Annotated in this window: 16 protein-coding genes, 1 tRNA gene and 1 pseudogene; 7 read left to right on the top strand and 11 right to left on the bottom strand. The window is 52.9% G+C overall.

What is annotated here, in order from left to right:
• Positions 1-14 precede the first annotated feature (14 nt).
• Positions 15-737 (bottom strand): LrgB family protein, encoded by a 723-nt coding sequence (locus OZ656_RS01930; RefSeq protein ID WP_278351176.1) that lies wholly within the window; start codon positions 735-737, stop codon positions 15-17.
• Positions 730-1,095 (bottom strand): CidA/LrgA family protein, encoded by a 366-nt coding sequence (locus OZ656_RS01925; RefSeq protein ID WP_278351194.1) that lies wholly within the window; start codon positions 1,093-1,095, stop codon positions 730-732. The genes OZ656_RS01930 and OZ656_RS01925 overlap by 8 nt, the downstream gene beginning before the upstream one ends.
• A gap of 78 nt (positions 1,096-1,173) precedes the next feature.
• Here OZ656_RS01925 and OZ656_RS01920 point away from each other — a divergent pair, with 78 nt between their 5' ends.
• Together OZ656_RS01920 and OZ656_RS01915 are read left to right on the top strand one after the other, a co-directional pair.
• Positions 1,174-1,719, top strand: coding sequence for a YaeQ family protein (locus OZ656_RS01920; RefSeq protein ID WP_278351175.1), 546 nt, complete (start codon positions 1,174-1,176; stop codon positions 1,717-1,719).
• 90 nt (positions 1,720-1,809) lie between these two features.
• Positions 1,810-1,886: transfer RNA gene (locus OZ656_RS01915), tRNA-Arg, on the top strand.
• Between the two features lie 119 nt (positions 1,887-2,005).
• Here the strand turns inward: OZ656_RS01915 and OZ656_RS01910 are convergent.
• A complete protein-coding gene (locus tag OZ656_RS01910) occupies positions 2,006-2,926 on the bottom strand; it encodes a nucleotidyl transferase AbiEii/AbiGii toxin family protein (RefSeq protein WP_278351174.1) in 921 nt (306 codons plus the stop codon).
• Positions 2,927-3,069: 143 nt separating this feature from the next.
• Here OZ656_RS01910 and OZ656_RS01905 point away from each other — a divergent pair.
• Positions 3,070-4,637, top strand: a pseudogene (locus OZ656_RS01905) (IS3 family transposase).
• Between the two features lie 54 nt (positions 4,638-4,691).
• Here the strand turns inward: OZ656_RS01905 and OZ656_RS01900 are convergent.
• Entirely contained in the window at positions 4,692-5,297 is a 606-nt protein-coding gene (locus OZ656_RS01900) for a DUF6088 family protein (RefSeq protein ID WP_278351173.1), read from the bottom strand.
• Positions 5,298-5,922: 625 nt separating this feature from the next.
• Between OZ656_RS01900 and OZ656_RS01895 the strand changes: the two genes are divergently transcribed.
• The gene (locus tag OZ656_RS01895) at positions 5,923-7,803 is read left to right on the top strand and encodes a pyruvate kinase (protein WP_278351216.1); all 1,881 of its coding nucleotides are present in this window, start codon (positions 5,923-5,925) and stop codon (positions 7,801-7,803) included.
• A gap of 3 nt (positions 7,804-7,806) precedes the next feature.
• A complete protein-coding gene (locus OZ656_RS01890; protein WP_278351215.1) occupies positions 7,807-9,132 on the top strand; it encodes an acetyl-CoA hydrolase/transferase family protein in 1,326 nt (441 codons plus the stop codon).
• 47 nt (positions 9,133-9,179) lie between these two features.
• On the opposite strand, the gene OZ656_RS01885 is transcribed toward OZ656_RS01890, so the two are convergent.
• Both OZ656_RS01885 and OZ656_RS01880 read right to left on the bottom strand, forming a co-directional pair.
• Positions 9,180-10,061, bottom strand: coding sequence for a phosphate/phosphite/phosphonate ABC transporter substrate-binding protein (locus OZ656_RS01885; protein WP_121207273.1), 882 nt, complete (start codon positions 10,059-10,061; stop codon positions 9,180-9,182).
• Positions 10,058-12,382 (bottom strand): bifunctional diguanylate cyclase/phosphodiesterase, encoded by a 2,325-nt coding sequence (locus tag OZ656_RS01880; protein WP_278351214.1) that lies wholly within the window; start codon positions 12,380-12,382, stop codon positions 10,058-10,060. The genes OZ656_RS01885 and OZ656_RS01880 overlap by 4 nt, the downstream gene beginning before the upstream one ends.
• Before the next feature lie 235 nt (positions 12,383-12,617).
• Between OZ656_RS01880 and OZ656_RS01875 the strand changes: the two genes are divergently transcribed.
• Complete coding sequence (locus OZ656_RS01875; protein ID WP_278351213.1) at positions 12,618-14,198, top strand: hypothetical protein; 1,581 nt, start codon at positions 12,618-12,620, stop codon at positions 14,196-14,198.
• 381 nt (positions 14,199-14,579) lie between these two features.
• On the opposite strand, the gene OZ656_RS01870 is transcribed toward OZ656_RS01875, so the two are convergent.
• The 4 genes from OZ656_RS01870 to OZ656_RS01855 form a co-directional block, all read right to left on the bottom strand.
• Complete coding sequence (locus OZ656_RS01870) at positions 14,580-14,705, bottom strand: hypothetical protein (RefSeq protein ID WP_022991524.1); 126 nt, start codon at positions 14,703-14,705, stop codon at positions 14,580-14,582.
• A 37-nt stretch (positions 14,706-14,742) separates the two neighbouring features.
• Complete coding sequence (locus tag OZ656_RS01865) at positions 14,743-14,943, bottom strand: hypothetical protein (protein WP_011786676.1); 201 nt, start codon at positions 14,941-14,943, stop codon at positions 14,743-14,745.
• Positions 14,944-15,024: 81 nt separating this feature from the next.
• Positions 15,025-15,267: a hypothetical protein gene (locus tag OZ656_RS01860; protein WP_011786677.1), complete on the bottom strand. Its 243-nt coding sequence runs from the start codon at positions 15,265-15,267 to the stop codon at positions 15,025-15,027.
• 508 nt (positions 15,268-15,775) lie between these two features.
• On the bottom strand, positions 15,776-16,090 hold the full coding sequence (locus OZ656_RS01855; protein ID WP_141067130.1) for a hypothetical protein: 315 nt from the start codon (positions 16,088-16,090) through the stop codon (positions 15,776-15,778).
• Between the two features lie 384 nt (positions 16,091-16,474).
• On the opposite strand from OZ656_RS01855, the gene OZ656_RS01850 reads away from it, so the two are divergent.
• Positions 16,475-16,780 carry a hypothetical protein gene (locus tag OZ656_RS01850; protein ID WP_156509990.1) on the top strand — a complete coding sequence of 102 codons (306 nt, stop codon included), beginning with the start codon at positions 16,475-16,477 and terminating at the stop codon, positions 16,778-16,780.
• A gap of 25 nt (positions 16,781-16,805) precedes the next feature.
• Here OZ656_RS01850 and OZ656_RS01845 read toward each other — a convergent pair whose 3' ends face one another.
• Complete coding sequence (locus OZ656_RS01845) at positions 16,806-17,588, bottom strand: transporter substrate-binding domain-containing protein (protein ID WP_068351453.1); 783 nt, start codon at positions 17,586-17,588, stop codon at positions 16,806-16,808.
• Positions 17,589-18,126 lie beyond the last annotated feature (538 nt).

Raw genomic sequence — 18,126 nt, 5'->3', positions numbered from 1 at the left:
AAAAAGCAGCAGCCTCAGAACGGAAAGACAAAAGGCAAAAACAGCGCCGTAAACACACCCGTCAATCCCATCCCCAGGGAGGCAAAAGCGCCCGCCGTGGGGCTGATCTCAAATGCCCGGGCAGTGCCAATGGCATGGCCATTAAGCCCCAGGGCAAAACCCACCATCCGGTCATCGGAGATCTTCATCCATTTGGCACCCCAGTCCACAAATACCGAGGCCAGTACGCCTGTAATCAGCAGACCGCCGAGGGTGAGCGCAACCGAGCCACCCAGCTGTTCTGCAATACCCATGGCAATGGGCGCGGTAACCGACTTCGGCGCCAGCGACGCCAGTATGGAAAGCGGAGCGTCCATCAGCCAGGCAATACCCACCGCATAGACAGCTGCCAGACTGGCCGCCAGTGGCAAGGTGCACAGAATTGGCCGCCAGAGCGCGCGAATATGGTGCATCTGCTGATACAAAGGCACACCCAGGGCCACGGTCGCCGGCCCCAACAATACCGTTAACCAGCGCGCCCCCTGCTGATAGGTTTCATAGCCAATGCCACTGGCCGCCACCGCCGCCGCCAGAATCACCGCTGCCATCAGCACCGGCGGCATCCACAGGGGCCGCCCCACCCTCGCAAACAGCCAGTTTGCCGCCATAAACGCCGCCAGCGTCAGGGCTATGGAAAGCATCGGGCCTGCGGTCCAGACCAACAGCAATTCCTGCATTCGTCCGTCGAACTCAGTCATGACTGTGCCCCCGGGTGCGATCTCCCGCCGTTTTCTTCATCAGCCACAGCGTGGTCACAGAACTCAGCAAGGTACCCGCAACCAAAGCCACCACAACGGAAAGCCAATGGCCCGCAAAGCGATCAGCAATAAAGAAGACACCGACGACACCCGGCGAAATCAGCAGCACCAGCACCGAGATCAACCCGCGACTGGCTTCCGCCAACTGATCACTGACCCGCCCCCGCAGCATCAGAGTGGCCGTGACCATCACCATCCCCAGCACGCCACCACTGATGGGCAGGCCGACCAGTACCCGCAGTGCCTCACCCAGCAGAAAAAACACCACCAGAACCAGAAAACCCCGCAACAACACCATGCTGCTATGCCCCGCCACGCTCAATATGCTCTACACTAACGCCCTGACCCGCCCAAAGACCACAGGACTATTCATTCAATGGCACTGAAAGCCACCATCTTCAAAGCCACCCTCCATATCGCCGATATGGACCGGCACTACTACGCCGACCACCATCTGACCGTTGCCCGCCATCCCTCTGAAACTGACGAGCGGATGATGATCCGGCTGCTGGCCTTCGCCCTCAACGCCGACGATAACCTGGAATTTACCAAAGGCCTGAGCACAGACGACGAGCCGGAACTCTGGCAAAAATCCCTGACCGGAGACATTGAACTCTGGGTGGAACTGGGCCTGCCCGAGGAAGACCGCCTGCGCAAAGCCTGCAACAAGGCCAACCAGGTCATTCTCTATACCTACGGCGGGCGTGCGGTGCCGGTGTGGTGGGACAAGCACCATAACAAGCTGGAACGATTTAGCAACCTTACTATTGTCGACCTTCCGGCAGAAGGAACAGCCGCACTGGCGGCCCTGGCAGAACGGTCCATGACCTTGCAGGTAAGCATCCAGGATGGCGAAGTGACCATCAGCAACGAGCAAAATCTGGTCAACCTGACGCCAGACCAGCGGCTACCTCGAATTTGAACGAAACGCTTGATGGCCGGGGCTGGACAGAAGCCGCCGGCACACGTAAGATTGCGCACTCGAAATTGACGAGCACTCGTTATTTCGAATGCGCCCGTAGCTCAGCTGGATAGAGCGTTGCCCTCCGGAGGCAAAGGTCATAGGTTCGAATCCTATCGGGCGCGCCATGAATATCAAGGACTTGCGTGAGAGCGCAGGTCCTTTTTTTTTGGTTTGTGCCCAAATGGTGCCCTGACAGTGCTCGGCGTTCACTGGCTGATCAGTAAATTGGCGGGCACAACGACGCTCACCAGCTGTTAACGCGTCTTTCAAGGTACCGGATTGAATCGATAATTTCCCCAAAGCTCGGAGGTGTTGAGTACATCATGCCCGCACCCACCATTTTTTCATAATCAGCACGCAAGCTTTCCAGAGTATCCGTCTCCGGCAATAGCTTCAGCCGCCCATCCAGACATGCGTCATAGTTCGCGTAGCCCGTATGAAAGAAAACTTTCTTGTGTCGGACAACCTCCTCAAACAGTTCCCGGTTTTCAACGGCTGACTGACCGGCAGGATGTGCTGAAAGCATGACCAAGTCGTACCAATGCCTGGAAAGCCTTTCAGCACTCTCCCTAAGCTTGCCCCTGTTGCATTCGACATGTATGAGCGTGGCTTTCTCCCAGAAGGTCCGTTCCGGAGATAGAACCACGACCTCACTGCTCGGATAGACCAGGCCTTGCGTTAGCTCGGCGATGTACGGGGAGACTATATGAGTTTCGTTGGGATCGATAACGTTCCTGCCACCCAGCTCAATGAGTACCTGGGAACGGATGTATTCGTCCGTACCCTCTACAACCGATGGGTAAGTGACCCAGATCTTTTCACCGCCATCGTCTAACTCAACGGTATGCTGCTCAGCCGTTGGCAATTTGGCCAGCTCACTTTCGAGGTATGGAACAACCACTTCGGTCGCATAGGCCAAGACATAACTTTTCAGTCGGTCACTGAACTGCTTGGTTTTGGTCCGACTCACCCCCTCCGCGAAAGGATCAAAGCCCTCATCGAAGGCCCGGTAATCCAACGTGATATCAACGTCCTCGGAAAAGCGATCAATGACACCGTATACCTTGGAGAGTGATGTACCTCCTTTGAAAGCCATCGGATGCGTTCCAGGCATGGAGAACAGAGCCTGCAAGGTCCAGCAGACCCATATATCCTTCTCCAGCACCGAGGCTCCGCGAGCCAGTTGAGGCGCAACAGTTTGAAGGATATCGCTTTGTTCTTCTGCGGACAGGTCCCCCTCTGTCAGCCTAGTTGTCCAGTTGGCGATTTAGCCTGAATTTCACTAGTCGGGGCGGCATGGGAGCATTCATGCCACGTTATTCCGAAGAACGTAAAGCGGCCGTTTTGAATAAGTTGTTACCTCCGCAAAACCGAAGTGTTGTGTCGGTGGCAGCAGAGGAAGGCATATCCGATGTGACTCTGTATAGTTGGTTGAAACAGTGTCGACAACAAGGAATGCCCGTGCCAGGTAATCGTACCGGGGAAGATTGGTCCCCCGAAGCCAAACTGGCCGTTGTAGTAGAAACGGCCTCTATGTCTGAAGCCGAACTCAGTGCCTATTGCCGCGAGAAAGGCTTGTATCCGGAGCAAGTACAGCGCTGGAAGGAAGCCTGCCTTCAGGGTGCCGGCATGCAGGGTGAGCGTCAGAAAGCGGCTCAGAAGCAACAGCGAGACGCCCGTAAAACAATCAAGAAGCTGAAGTCGGAAGTTCGCCGTAAAGACAGGGCGCTGGCTGAGACCACGTCACTTCTGGTGCTGTCAAAAAAGCTCGAAGCCTTGTACGGCGAGGATCCGGACAGCAGCGAGGACGACTGACGCCGCTGGACGAACGTGCAAGGCTCCTGGAGCTATTTGATGAAGCCGTTGCCGGTGGTGCTGCTCGATACAAGGTGGCAGAGATAATCGATATCAGCGAGCGCACATTGAAGCGCTGGCGATGCTCTGATGGCCAGGTTGCTGAAGATCAGCGCCCTGAGGCAGAGCCAGTCGAACAGCCCCACAAACTCACACAGGCCGAGGAGCTGGCCATTCTGAGCGCATGTAATCAACCTGAATACCGGAGTTCGCCACCGTCGCAGATCGTGCCGTCACTGGCTGACAAGGGCCTTTATCTGGCCTCGGAATCGTCGTTCTACCGAGTGTTGAAGAAGCACCAGCAACAGAATCACAGAGGGCGCATGAAGCCGCCACGCAAGGTGCCAGAGCCGACTAGCTTCACCGCGACAGGCCCGAACCAGGTGTGGAGTTGGGACATCAGCTATTGCCCGTCAGCGGTGCGTGGCCAGCATTGGTATCTGTACCTGATCATGGACATCTACAGTCGCAAGATCGTTGCCTGGGAAGTCCATGAGGCGGAGTCTGGCGAGCTGGCCCGGAAACTGGTTGAACGCGCCCTGTTACGAGAGGGCTGCTGGCATAATCCGCCGGTTCTGCACTCTGACAACGGAGCGCCGATGACCTCTTATCTGCTCAAGGCCCGACTGGCTGAGCTGGGCATGTTGATGTCTCACAGCCGGCCTAGAGTCAGCAACGATAATCCTTACTCGGAATCATTGTTCCGGACAGTCAAATACTGCCCGGAGTGGCCGTCAAAGGGCTTTGAATCGCTCACGGCGGTGCGTGACTGGATGCTGGCGTTCGAGTACGCCTACAACGAACAGCACCTGCACAGCGGCATCCGGTTCGTGACACCGGCTGACCGACATCGTGGTGTTGATCACGAGCGCCTGGCGCACCGGAAACTGGTTTATGAAAGAGCAAAACGCCAGAATCCACGGCGCTGGTCTGGCAATACCCGGAACTGGGAAGTAACCGGACCGGTATCGCTCAACCCTGGCAAATTGCAGGAAATAGAGCGCAATAAATTGGCCGCTTAAACGCGGTCATTTGGACAACTGGGTTGAAAATCGCCGAGGTCGAGAAACACCTGCTCAGCCACGGGCACGCCCTGTCTCATATTGCCTGAACGCCTCGCTCATCCACGCTGGCATACGTGAGGAAAGCAGCGTCTCGAACTCTTCTTCGCTCAGTCTTTCCTGGATCCGCTTCACTACCTCGGTGCTGATATTGTTTTTACCCAGGTACCAAAGCGCGGAGAGGGCCAAACCAGGCCTCTTGCCTGCATGCTGAAGCTTCCTCTGACTGCTGGTGTGCATGAGCTTCACCTTAAGATTCCCGATGCGAATTTCACGGGTAGGTCCATTGGTGTAGTAGACCGGCGTCGTTGGCATTTGCGTACTTAGCTTGAAACGGCGAGCCGCTTCGGCCCCATGGACCTGTATGGTTTCTCCATGATCCCTAGCGATCACCTCGACCACACGTGAAACATCCGGCATGACATTGCCGACGAACCGGCTTTGTTTGGGACGGACGAAAACACCCCGTGCGACCCGTTGGATAGCGCCTTCTTCTACGAGCCTGGACAGGGCTTTGTCGACAGCAGCACGCGACCCCAGCCTCAGGAAACGGCTGTTGGTAAAAGGTTCACCTTGCGGAACTTTGGCGATCTGACGCTGAATAGACTCTGTAACGGACATGGCATTCACCTTTAAACAGATGTCAGAAAAACTACCATTTTTTCTGACATAGTTCAAAATATAATCGGCGCTTGCCTACAACGACTGCGACACGACATGCGCATTAGCTTGATGACGATATCTTGCTGTGTTCTTGAGCTCATAGTTTAGCCGGCCGTTGGTGCTGAAGAGTGCCCACCTTCTTTGCTAGGTAGTACTGACACCATCGGGAATTCCGGCTGGCTTCCGGGCTAAAAGAACGTGTCGAACTCAAGCAGCATAACTATGGAGTGGGCGGCCCAGCGATTGGCGGAGGTACAAACGCAAGCTATGGTCGCAAAGCGAACATTCGGATTTGGGGATAACTCCCGGCTCACTCGCTACCTCCACGCCTATTCCAGACAGATTCGCGCCGTGCATTTCGTCGTTGACGTATGGCTACACAATAAAAATATGGCGAAAGCACCTCATTTTTCGTAACACTTCCACGAATACGGTAATAATTTAATCCGCGTCGTTACCACCGAAACAAAAATGTCACACCGCTGACATATTTCAGGACGACTCTATTACTGTATGGAATTTAGTCAGCCTCGCATCGAAAACATTCCGCGCATGAAGCTTCATGCAGCAGGGGAGGCCAGAAATGGACGAAATAACTCCGAGAGCCCTCACTGCATCAGAGATTGAGTACATGGGTGAGCTACTGGAAGATCTCACCAATCTTCGAGATCGCCTTTGCTCTATGGCTGCCCAACCCCCATTTAGCCTCAACGAACTCGACTCTGGCTATCGTATAAGCGCCGAAAACCTTCTGCACTACCTCGCGTTGCGCCGACAGGATATCCGACTGCTCCAGCAGCGCCTTGTTACGCTTGGATTTTCCTCATTGGGTCGTTCGGAATCCTGCGTACTGCCGACACTAGACATCATCATCCGCACACTTTCCTTACTACTCGGACAGCCACTAAAAGCAGATTGCGGCGAAACCTCCACGATCACGATTCAGGATGGCCCCCTGTTACTGCTGCAGCATTCGAAAGAACTACTTGGGGCCACGCCCGAAGCTAGAAATGTACGGATCATGGTCACCATGCCAACGGAATCGGCACAAGATCCCTCAATCATTCGCGATTTGCTGAAAGTCGGGATGAATTGCATGCGCATAAATTGCGCCCATGATGACCCAGAAACCTGGCTGAAGATGATCAATAATCTGCAAACTGCAAAAGAGGAGTTCGGACAGAGTTGTCAGGTTTTTATGGATTTGGGTGGGCCGAAGATACGCACGGGTGAGATCGAACCCGGACCGCACGTTGTGCATGTACACCCCAAACGTAATGAATACGGAATCACCGTTTTCCCTGCGCGCATACTGCTGGTGCCGGAGGGAAGTTCAGCACCGGAAATTAGCAATAACCAGACTGTTTTCGGTGTTCCCAAGAGTTTTCTACAAAAGCTCAAGAGATTTGATGAGATCCGGCTCCTTGATGCACGCCACAAGTCCCGGAAATGGACCGTTGTTGAAGTTAGCGACTTTGGATGCCGGGTTGAGAGCATCAAAACCTGTTACGTAGTGCCCGGAACGCCCCTTCAGCTGAAAGAAAAACAACGCCCGAAAATCACAGCCAAGATTACCAGTGTCCCCAAGCAACCCGGGTTTATAGTCCTCCGCCAAGGCGATTGTCTTGTAGTTACGGCCGACTCGAATGCCGGACATTCCAAGCATTTAGACACCCAGGGAAATCTTGTTACTCCCGCTACGATAAGCTGCACGATGCCCGAGGTCGTTTCTCAAGTTCATCCGGGCGAGAGCGTCTGGTTTGACGACGGGAAAATTGGTGGTGTCATTGAAAAAGTAGAGACAGACCGATTCTGGGTAAAAATCCAACACGCTCGCCCAGAAGGCAGCAAACTCAGAGCCGGTAAAGGCATGAACCTTCCGGATAGCCAGCTTAACGTCAGCTCTCTGACGCCGACCGACATCAGCCACCTGACATTCATCGCTAAGCATGCAGATGCCGTCCAGATGTCATTTGTAAACTCCGCACATGACGTCACATTGCTTGACGAAGCACTGTCCCGGGTAAAGGGGGATCACTTAGGCATCGTCCTCAAGATCGAAACCCGAAGAGGATTTGAGAATTTGCCCTCTATGCTGCTGACCGCTATGCGCCGACCCAAGGTGGGCGTCATGATTGCAAGGGGCGATCTTGCTGTTGAGTGTGGATATGAGCGACTGGCAGAAGTCCAGGAAGAGATATTGTCAGTGTGTGAAGCCGCCCATGTACCCGTTATCTGGGCAACTCAAGTACTAGAAAACCTGGCTCAGAAAGGCATGCCCTCTCGCGCAGAGATTTCAGATGCAGTCATGGCGCACCGTGCAGAGTGTGTCATGCTGAACAAAGGGCCGCACGTTATCGAAGCGCTTGGTGTGCTCGACAGCATTCTCAAGCGCATGGAACAGCATCAAACCAAAAAACGGGCACTACTCAGGGCACTGAGATTGGCCCAGAACGGACGGTAACAAGTGGATACCGATGAAGGATTGCTAGCCAGCTATCTAAAACGGAAGTTGTCTGCCCATGAAGCGGTCGAGACCATTTCAGGCTGCAGAAACCTGATTCTCGGAATGAGCGCCGCGCAACCGCCGGCATTGATGGCAGCCACTGCAGATGCCCTCAGAGATCGATTGATTGGTCCGTTAAACGTCTATTATCTGCATGGTACGGAACATCTTCAGCAAACTCTTTTAGCTCCAGATCTCATTGATCTCGTAACACCCCGTCCACTCTTTCTAAGCCATTCAGACAGGGCTGCCATTGCACAATCTCACTCTACAAACTGGATTGAATTCGTACCCGCAATGCTTCACCAGGCCGGCCGCCTGCTGACAGAGCACATAGATCCGGAATGTTTTTTTGTGACCGTATCGCCGATGGATCGCCATGGATATTTCAGCCTCGGCACCAACGCTGATTACGGTGCGTCGGTGATCCGAAAAGCAAGGAAAGTCATTGTCGAGGTCAACCGGTATATGCCTCGAACCTTTGGTGAATGTTCCGTCCATATTTCAGAAATAGACCACATCATTGAGCACGATCAACCGCTGGTAGAGGCAATCCCCAAGGCGCCCACAGAGGTCGATAGAAAGATTGCGCAGCAGATCATCGAACGGATTAACGATGGGGACACCTTACAGATCGGAGTGGGCGGAGTACCAAATGCCGTGCTCTCGGGGTTGAAGCAGCACAAAGATCTGGGGCTACACAGCGAACTGTTCTCCCCGGCAATGGTTCCCCTGATTCAGGCCGGGATCTTGAATGGTCGACGCAAGACATGGATGCAACACAAGCACATTTTCACCTTCGCTCTCGGAGACCGTGCGCTCTACGAGTTCCTTGACGATAACCCTGCTATCGTTGGATACCCTGCGTCCTGGGTAAACAATCCAGACATCATTCGGCTTAACGACAACATGGTGTCTGTAAATTCAGCACTCGAAATAGATCTGACTGGCCAGATCAATTCTGAACAAATTGGCGATCGCCCCTTTTCAGGCACCGGTGGCCAACTCGATTTTGTTCGTGGTGCTTACGCTGCAAGAAACGGCCGCTCTTTCATTGCATTAAGGTCAACCGCTCAATCGGGCTCTGTCAGCCGTATCGTCCCGCGTCTACTCAGCGGTGCCGTCACAGACCCCCGGAATGATGTGCAATTCGTAGTGACGGAATATGGCTGTGTTAACCTCAAAGGCCTTTCTATTCCTCAAAGAGCCAAGGCTCTCATACAACTTGCATGCCCCGAATTTCGCGAGCAACTTGAGCGAGAGGCAACATCACTTGGATGGATATAGGCACTATAGATCGGACCACTGAAATCAGAGCGCTGGATAATACCAAGCTAGTTGTTTAGAACGGCCTCAATCGCCCGGTAATCATCATATGTCACGAGGTTTATTCCCACCGCTCGCTGAGTATTCAGGTATTCCGAGAGCATTGGCGAAGGCGTTGTCAGTAGATTAATGACCCGGCTCCGAACGTCCTCGCAAATTCCACTGCGGAATACAAAAGGGTCATAGTGTAACGGTACCGAACGCCAGAGAACCGTTAGGGTGTCCTCCGCAATCATGCCGCGCCTGAGCGCTTCATCTGCTCTTGAGCTGGAGACAAAGGCAGCCTCCGCCTTGTTGTCCAGCAACGCCATCAATGCCTTGTCATGGCTACCCGCGTATATGTTGGCTCCAAAGAAATCGGAGAATGGCTCGCCGATCGTGGTTGCAAACTCGTTTTTGGGAATGAGAGCCCCTGATGTACTGGAAGGATCTGTCAGCAGTATCCTGGTATTTCTCAGGTCCTCAATGCTGTTTATCCCCGCTGCCGTTGGAACTACCAGTAACGAATAATAGAAACTCCCCTCGGGTGTAAAGAGCCCGGCCTCGGTGGTTAGAGAAGCGAAGGCATCCAGCCCCGGGTCTGTTCGATGGGCGATAACATAGGATGCCGGCCCCATAACGGCCAGGTCGACACCGCCCGAGAGTACACCGTCCATCACGCTCTCGTAAGAGGTGGCTCTAACCAGTTCTACCGGCATCCCAAGCCCCTGCTCTAGCAGCGTAATCAACGGCTGATATTCAGAGGCCTGCTGGTCGATATCTTTTTTTGGGATCATCGTGAAGGTCAATCTGTTCATGTTGCAGTTTTTGACCTCTCGGACGGCTCCCGAACTATAAAACGATGCAAAGGCGAGCGATGCGAACGCGAGAATTAACGTCAGCAACCTCATGCTCTGACTTCCTCTTCTGCGAAGGTTCTCAGGAACTCAGGAATCTTCTCCGCTGGCATGGGGCGCCCCAGGTGATAGCCCTGTGCAATGTCACAGCCGGCGACTTTCAGGTGAACCAGCTGCTCACGGGTTTCCACGCCCTCGGCCACCACTTTGAGCGCCATGCGCTTGGCCAGAATAATGGTAGAGGACACGATCGGACTGTCATCATGGCTGTTTGAGATGCGGTTAATCAGGCTTCGGTCAATCTTGAGCTTGTCTACCGGTACCGCCTCCAGGTGGGCAAACCCCGCGTAACCGGTGCCGAAATCGTCAAGACTGAGGCGGATACCTGCCGCCTTGAGGCAATGCAGGCTCTCAACTGCCCGGCCTTCCAGCATAGCAGTTTCCGTGATTTCCAGTTCCAGCAAGTCGGTGGTCAAACCGTAGTCCGCCAACGTCGCCAGAACGTCTTTGCAGAAACCCGGCTGAGCAAGCTGTATCGGAGAAACATTGACTGCGACTGGCTTCGAAATCCCATGTTTCTGTTGCCAGTCGGATATCTGGGCACAGGCCAGTCGAACCACTTCCATGCCCAGGGCCACGACAAAGCCGGTTTTCTCGGCCACCGGAATAAATCGGTCTGGATACAGCAGGCCGAAGCCCGGATGTTGCCATCGAACCAGAGCCTCATACCCAATAATTTCCATAGCCTCCAGGCAAACCTGGGGTTGGTAATGCAGAACAAACTCCCGGTTTTTGAGGGCCTCTACAAAGGCTTGTTCCAGGTGAAATTCTTCCACATCACTCACATTCAGTGACTGGTCGAAAAACCGGTACTGGCCACGGCCAGCTTTCTTGGCCGAATACATCGCGGCATCAGCACATTTGGTCAGTTCATCAATACTCTGGCCGTCCCGAGGGCTGATGGCGATACCAATGCTAGGACTGGTATTCAGCTCTGTTCCTTCCAACATGTAGGGGGCGGACAAATGCGCGGTTAAAGCTGCGGCCCACTGCTCGATGTCGGCCTCACTGCGATCACCCACCAACAGCACCACAAATTCATCACCGCCGAAACGAGCGGCAATATCACCTTTACCCAGCATGCGTTGAATGCGACCGGCTACGGCCTGCAGTAGCAGGTCACCGATGTGGTGGCCAAGAGAATCATTAATGGATTTAAAGCGATCCAGATCGATAAACAGCATGGTTGACAGCTTCCGCTGTCGACGCTGTTCCAGTACCAGCGAATCTGCCACATCGAGAAACTGGCGACGGTTGAACAGACCACTGAGATGATCAATCGAAGCGGCACGGCTACTGCGGGCATGTTCGGTTTCAAGGCGCTCAATCAGTTGCTGGTTGTTCCGCTCCGACAACCGCAATGCCTCCAACACTCTTTGCTGTCCGGTCAGGCTCCGGATCAGCCAGAACACGATACCGAAAACCAGTAAGGTCATTACGCTGTTGGCAATCAGTTGCTTATTCTGGCCAGGCGTAAGCGGTGCAAAGATCTCGTAGTAAGGCTGGGCCACACTGACTGTAAAACCATTCGCTGGACGGGTCACGAAAACATATTGGTATTGCTCGCCCGCCAACTCCATCGTGGCTTCGCCGGTCACAACACGGCCTTCAGCCGCAATCTGCACTTTTGGCACCTGAGGCCCTCCAACCACAATGCCGCTTTCATTGGCCCGCATCCACTCATCCCCCCTGGAATCCAGAATCTGAATAAAGCCCGAGCCCAGCTCAACATTCTGTAGAAGCCCAGCCAGGTAGGCGATGTCCAGCTCAATCAAGATCAATCTTGAGGAGCGAGACAAATCTGCCAGTCTGAGTGGAACCAGGAATGGCAATCGCCAGGCAGGCTCTGCGGGTACGTATGCCGGATCCGCAACTCGTTCGGGAAGCACTGGCACAAATCCAGTTCCTGCAAAGTGGTCCTCAGTTCCAGACAACCAACTACCGAGCTTTGAGCGTGCCGAACCCAAATGACTGGTGTAAATCAGATCTCCAGACAAATTGTAAACACTGAGCCGGTTGAAAACGGGGTCTTCTGCCAGAAGCGTCAAGAGCCTGGTTTCTGCTTCTTGATGTGCGATGACATCGTCACTCACCAGGCTACCCATGGCTTTGGCTCGATCAGTCATCTGCTTGAGGCTCTCCGACACAATCAACGCCAGATTGCGGTTCTCGAAGAGTCTTGCATTGAGGGTTTCCGCCCTCGTTGCAGATGCCTGCCAAAGGAATAACACCCATAGGAACAAAACGATAACAACCCCGAGTGCCAGCATGGTTAGCTGAACGCTATTCAAGGGAGTATCAGACTTCGCTGTCATCAAGCTAGAACCTGGAGAAAAGGGATAGGTAAAAGTCAGCCTCTCCAGTGGCCGGATAAATCCTGTGAATCGGGTGAGGCATTTCGCCAGCAAAACCCAGATCCTTCGAAGCCTAGACGTCAATTATGGCAGTTACATGACAGGCCGAAATTGTTAACGGGCTCACACTTTTGAAACAGGAACTTCATTTCTCAATGTTAAGTGTACGGCTCCCATCCATAACGGAGCAGCAGTAATGTCCGGTCAATCATCCCTTCTGGTAGAAAAGCTCTGGCGCCTTAAACGCCGCATCGACAAAGGCCAATGCCCCGGTGTCGACTTTATTCATCTGAACGTCCTGCTTAGAGAGCCTGCTTATCGGGCCGATGTTCTCAGGCGGGTAGAAACAAACGGCTCGCCCGAACTCCAGGCGCTTGCCCGGGAAATTATGGCAAACGATCCCGGTGAGCCGCTGATGGCGAAGTCTCCAACGGAAACACTGGCGAAAACGTCAGCTGACAAGGCGCAACGACGTAGCTGGCTTACTCGCAATAGTATCGTCGTCATCCCGATATCGGCGGCCTTTGTGGCAGCGATTGCCGGTTTTACCGCTTTTGAGAATCGAGCTGTCCGTGTTACTGACGATATTGTCTCTGATACCGTCTGGCAAAGTGGCCGTCGCTACATTCTGGATGACGTTATCTATGTGGATAGCGCCAGGCTCACCATAGAACCGGGCGCAACCATCGAAGGCGAACGCGGTTCTGCTCTCATCGTCACCAAGGACGGCCGACTCTTCGCCCGGGGAACCCGGGAACAGCCCGTTGTGTTTACCAGCCACCAACCCGTGGGCCAGAGAACCCGAGGCGACTGGGGCGGCCTGGTTCTGCTCGGCAAAGCGCCGGTTAATCAGCCCGCCGCAGCCATAGAAGGTGTAACGGAGGCGGATCTCCGTGGCCAGTTTGGCGGTACCGACCACAGCCACAGTTGTGGCGTACTGCAATTTACCCGCGTCGAATTCGCCGGCTTTGAGGTCTACAAAGACAACGAACTGAATGGTCTTACGCTGGGTGGTTGCGGCTCAGACACCATTGTCGAAAACGTGCAGGTACATCGCGCGCTGGACGATGGCATTGAGATGTTCGGTGGTACCGTAGACCTGAAAAACATTCTGGTAACCGGCGCCGCTGATGACAGCATCGATTGGGATTGGGGTTGGACCGGTAACGTCCAGTTCGCGGTCATCCAGCAATATGGTGATGTGGGTGACAATGGTTTCGAGGGCGACAGCAATGGTTCTGACCACAACGCCTTACCTCGATCAGAGCCCACCTTCTACAACGTAACGATGTACGGCGCCGGCCGTTCCGCTAAACAGCACCGTGCCATGCTTCTGAGAGAAGGTTCTGGTGGCCATTTCCACAACATGATCATCGACAGCTTTGCCATAGAGGCCCTCGATACACGGGATGAGGTCAGGCCACTCGTGGCAATGGAAAAACTCACCTTTAGCCACAACCTTATCGCCAACAATGGCCGTCTCGGCAATCTGACAACAGAACCTGAGGCTGACGACGATGATTTTGGCTTTCAGGAGGAGGTGTGGATTCAGGACCCGGCCAACCGCAATCATCAGCTGGCGGAAAGTGGCTTGCAGCCAACCGTGACAAGCACGACTTCACCGAATTTCCGATCCAGAGGCCTTATTCGAAATATGGAAGCAACACGACCACCCAAGTCGGAGTTTTTCGACGAATCTGCTGACTACCTGGGCGCTATTAATCCTCGCTCCAGTGACACCTGGCTGGATGGCTGGACCGCGTTTCCGGAGTCATAAAGCAAAGTCGTCCGTGCGTCTATGGTTAGCCAAGGTATAGCCTGCCCTAAAATCGTCAGAAATGTGGACGAGATAGTAGCAGGGCGAGCGTGGGCTGAGCGGTACAAGGACTCCCGGTTCCGCCTCTGCAATGGTTGTCACAAAAATATCATCAAATAAGCTTACCGTGGCAACCGGCGAGTCTGTTCAAGTCTGGAGCCGCAAAACGCGCAGCGAACTCGGCGGACGGGCACATCCAGCCAGACACGATATTGGAATAGGTCTAGTTCGCAAACCAGCGATGAACCATAAAAAAGCCCTACACGGAGGCAGGGCTTCTTTACGTATAGCTAGCAACAAAGTATCCGGACTCTTACCGGATACGGCGCGCTATATGGCAGTTTATGCCGCTTTCTTGAGCTTCTTTTTCAAGCTCTTCAGCTTGCCTTCCTGCTTGGCGATCTTCGCCTTACGGGCTTTGATTTCTTTTTTCAGGCTGGTTACTTTCTTCGTAGTTTTCTTGGCCATGATTCACTCCTGGTGTGTGATTGCTCGATTACCGCCCTCAGTCGTCCTTATGGGTTCGCACGAAGTTGCGTATGAACTTTCGTACCTCTCTGGCGGCACTGGTATCCAGCTCTTCACACAATGAAATGAATTCATCGCGCTCTGCACTGTTGATCCGAATCAGTAGCTGAGAGTCTTTTTTCCCTGCCTTTTTCTTGCGTGGCTTCAACTGCTTTTCGGAAATACTATCGGCTGCCATGGGTCATCCACTCACTGAGAACACTTTTAGTATATACACTGTATATAGAAAAGATAGACTCAGGCGCCCAAGTTGTCGCAGTCAGATGTCGTGTTGCTTTCGAAAGCTGTTGATCTCTTCCACGACTTTGCGGGCGACTGTGTAGTGATCCAGGCGATCAAAAAGCCTTCTAAGAATTTCCTTTTCTTTGTCGTCGACTACGCCGTCTTCCAAAGCTAATCGCTCGATCATGGCGAGCTCTTTCTCGTCTATGGTGTCGTCGTTGGCGAAGACCACCAGGAAGGAATACCCCACCAGTTCTTTTGCCCGTGATTTCTCTGTCATAACGTCACCCTATCTGATGCATCATAAATGCCCAGCAGGCAACGCCAAGAGCATTTCCAGGTATCGCCTGGCTGCATATTCGCTTTCCGATTGATACAGCGGTTCCTCACCAGGTATGCGCACCTCGTATCGAAACGGCCGGCAAAAGCCGCTCGGCTCTTTGAAGCTTAGCTCAAGAAGTTCAACCGGTAGTTCTTCACAGGACCAGCAACAACGAATTTCAACGGCTTGGATAGCCTTACTCATACCAGACACATATGCCCCCAGGTGGATCAGTTGCACTACAAAAGCAACAGAGGGCTCATCCTGAGCAGTACACGCGGATTGCGTTCCGCCTCATCTAGGCGATGACAGAATTAAAGCAAGGTGATGTTGCGGTGGCGTGACGGGGATAAAAAAACCGAGCCCCGGGACAGGGACTCGGCAAACAATCATGATCCTAATCCTGATTGGCCGACAATCGTAACCTTCAGCTGTTTCAATTTCATTTCAGGAGAACAGGGTTCATTCACCAATCCTGTTTCTGCTTGAGGAGCTCATTGTTGTAGGGACCAATGGTTTCAAGCAAAACGGATGATCTTGAGAACTGGCCTCGACCCCAGGCAATGTCATTTTGCCATTCGTCCTTCAACGCCGATTCAATGGTCCACTGCTTCAGGGATGAATAAACAAGCCGCGCCTGAGCCGTAACACGGCTTTCTGTCAGGTTCTGGAATGGGAAGAATTCAAACTTGTCGCACTGAACCAGAAGGGTCGTCTCAAGAGTACCCGCTGCCAAAAACGACGCATCATAGAGTAGCTGGAAAATGATGGACTCTTTCACTGTGCCCAATGGAGAGCAGGAAAAGGCGTTGAGACGGACGGACAGGGAACACTGGCTATCTTCCAGTTCAATGTGCGGCCTAATCCATGGGCCTACGAACGTAGATCTGTGAAACGCCAATAGGGCTCGGTAGTGGTCCTCTCTGGGGTTCATTTCATTAACCTCAGATCGGGACTGTCAACGTCCTTTTGAACAGACCTTGGGGGAGAAAAAACGCCGGGGTTGAACCCCCGGCAATGCGAGAGCACCTGGTACTTATCGTACTTCAGGAACCCTCACTATAGGGTTCTAACGTTACAAACGAATTTCAGGCTACGTTCCCTAAGAGACCTTGCGCCTTTCCCTCATGACCTTCCAGTCAATGACGTTTCCCGCAGAGTCGAAATGGACATAGCCAGCATAACCATCCGATTCTTCCCAGGTTTTGATAAAGCCAACAACCTCGCCGTTCTCTGTGCACATTTCGTAGGACGTTTTACTAGGGTCTATCTGGCGCGATTCATCGACTTCAGGCTCGACCTCCCGGAGTATCTGGTCTTTTTTGAGAGACAAGGTGGTTTCAATCCAATCGGAACTCATGGGGCACCTCTTTACTGGGTAAGGGACAGCACTTATCTGGCTGTTTATTCTATGCTCAATTTAATCGGCTATTTTGATGTGTCTCAAGTTGATTTTGGTCTTAAAAATTGATCTGAAATAGCCTGCATTCGGTTGCCTAGTAGCCCAGATAACCGTAGCCGACCGTATCCCGATATTTTTCAATGTGTCGTACGTTGATTGCTCGGACAACGCCTTCTGCTTCAAGCTCACTGAAGCACGCATTGAATGCATCACGGTGTTCTTTTTTACGAAACGAGGCTCTATAGGGCGTCGGGGCAAAAATCGGAATGAACATCACTTTCTGGTGCAAATCAGCCTTATCCGCATAGGTTCGGTCCGCGCGCAAACGGTGGTTAATCTCCGCAAAGATAAGACCATCCGCAAGCACCACATCCACGCGATTCAGAAAGAGCATTCGCGAGTGGATGCGCTGGTCTGCAAACTCGGAATATGAGGCAAAAGACTCAATGTGAGATTCAATACCCAGCAATTGGGACGCACCGGCAAAGGAAACAACACGCAGCCCTTTTAAATAGCGAAGATGGTAAGGCTTGATGTTCGTGGACTCCAAAACGGCGGCGCCATTCTGATAATACACGTAGGGAGTGCTTTCAAAACTTGGCGTGTCCATATCGGGAGGCACGGTCATTACCGCATCGCCCAGCCCCTCATGAGTGAAATTCCGGAGGTGCCGTTTGAAGGGGTAGAAATGAAAGTGAACATCTATGTCACATCGATCCATGACTGCAGCGAATATCTCGATATCGCGCCCAGCCGGCCCCTGTTCTGATGTTGCCGGGAGGTAGGGAGCTAGTACGAGAAGTGGCTCTGGCTCTGATGCTGCATTGGCCTGAGTGGCCAAAGTGCCAATAGCGAACGCCAGAAGTAACCATTTCATTTAGATGCCACGTGATTATCGAGAAACTACAACTACTTCCCTGCACCTAAACTCAAGGTTACCGCTAATTCCATTTTCAGAATCACGATATTACTACATTAGTGTTTCAGCTCTGTGACAGTGACGCGCTCGCCTTGTTTACCACACTGATGAATACCTGGCTGGTCACGGTTCTTATCGATTCGTTCCGCAAATCGCCGGCCCCAACGTGTCCACAAAGTGTCAGCCGTGTTTAGCGTAGAGACTCTGGAAGAAAGCCCTGTTTCGAATGTTCGCTTTTGTTTAGGTGCTGGTCGCAAAGCGAACATTCTGGGGTCAGTTCACGAAACGGAAAAAATTGTACGCTAAGCCTTTGGCATCAATGATATCGACACCATTTTTTCCACAATTCATAAAGTTGCGCAGTAATTAGTCGACGACTGGCCCTTGCTAAATAATTTTCATTTCAGCATGAGTTGTGCTTTAAAAATTCAATTCTGCAACTACACTCATTGGGCGAACAGAGCGAGAAATCCGCCGTTAATTCCAATAGCGGGTA

This window comes from Marinobacter sp. LM1 (assembly GCF_042763285.1).
GTDB lineage: Bacteria > Pseudomonadota > Gammaproteobacteria > Pseudomonadales > Oleiphilaceae > Marinobacter > Marinobacter nauticus.
This window is presented reverse-complemented; position numbering and strand designations above follow the sequence as displayed.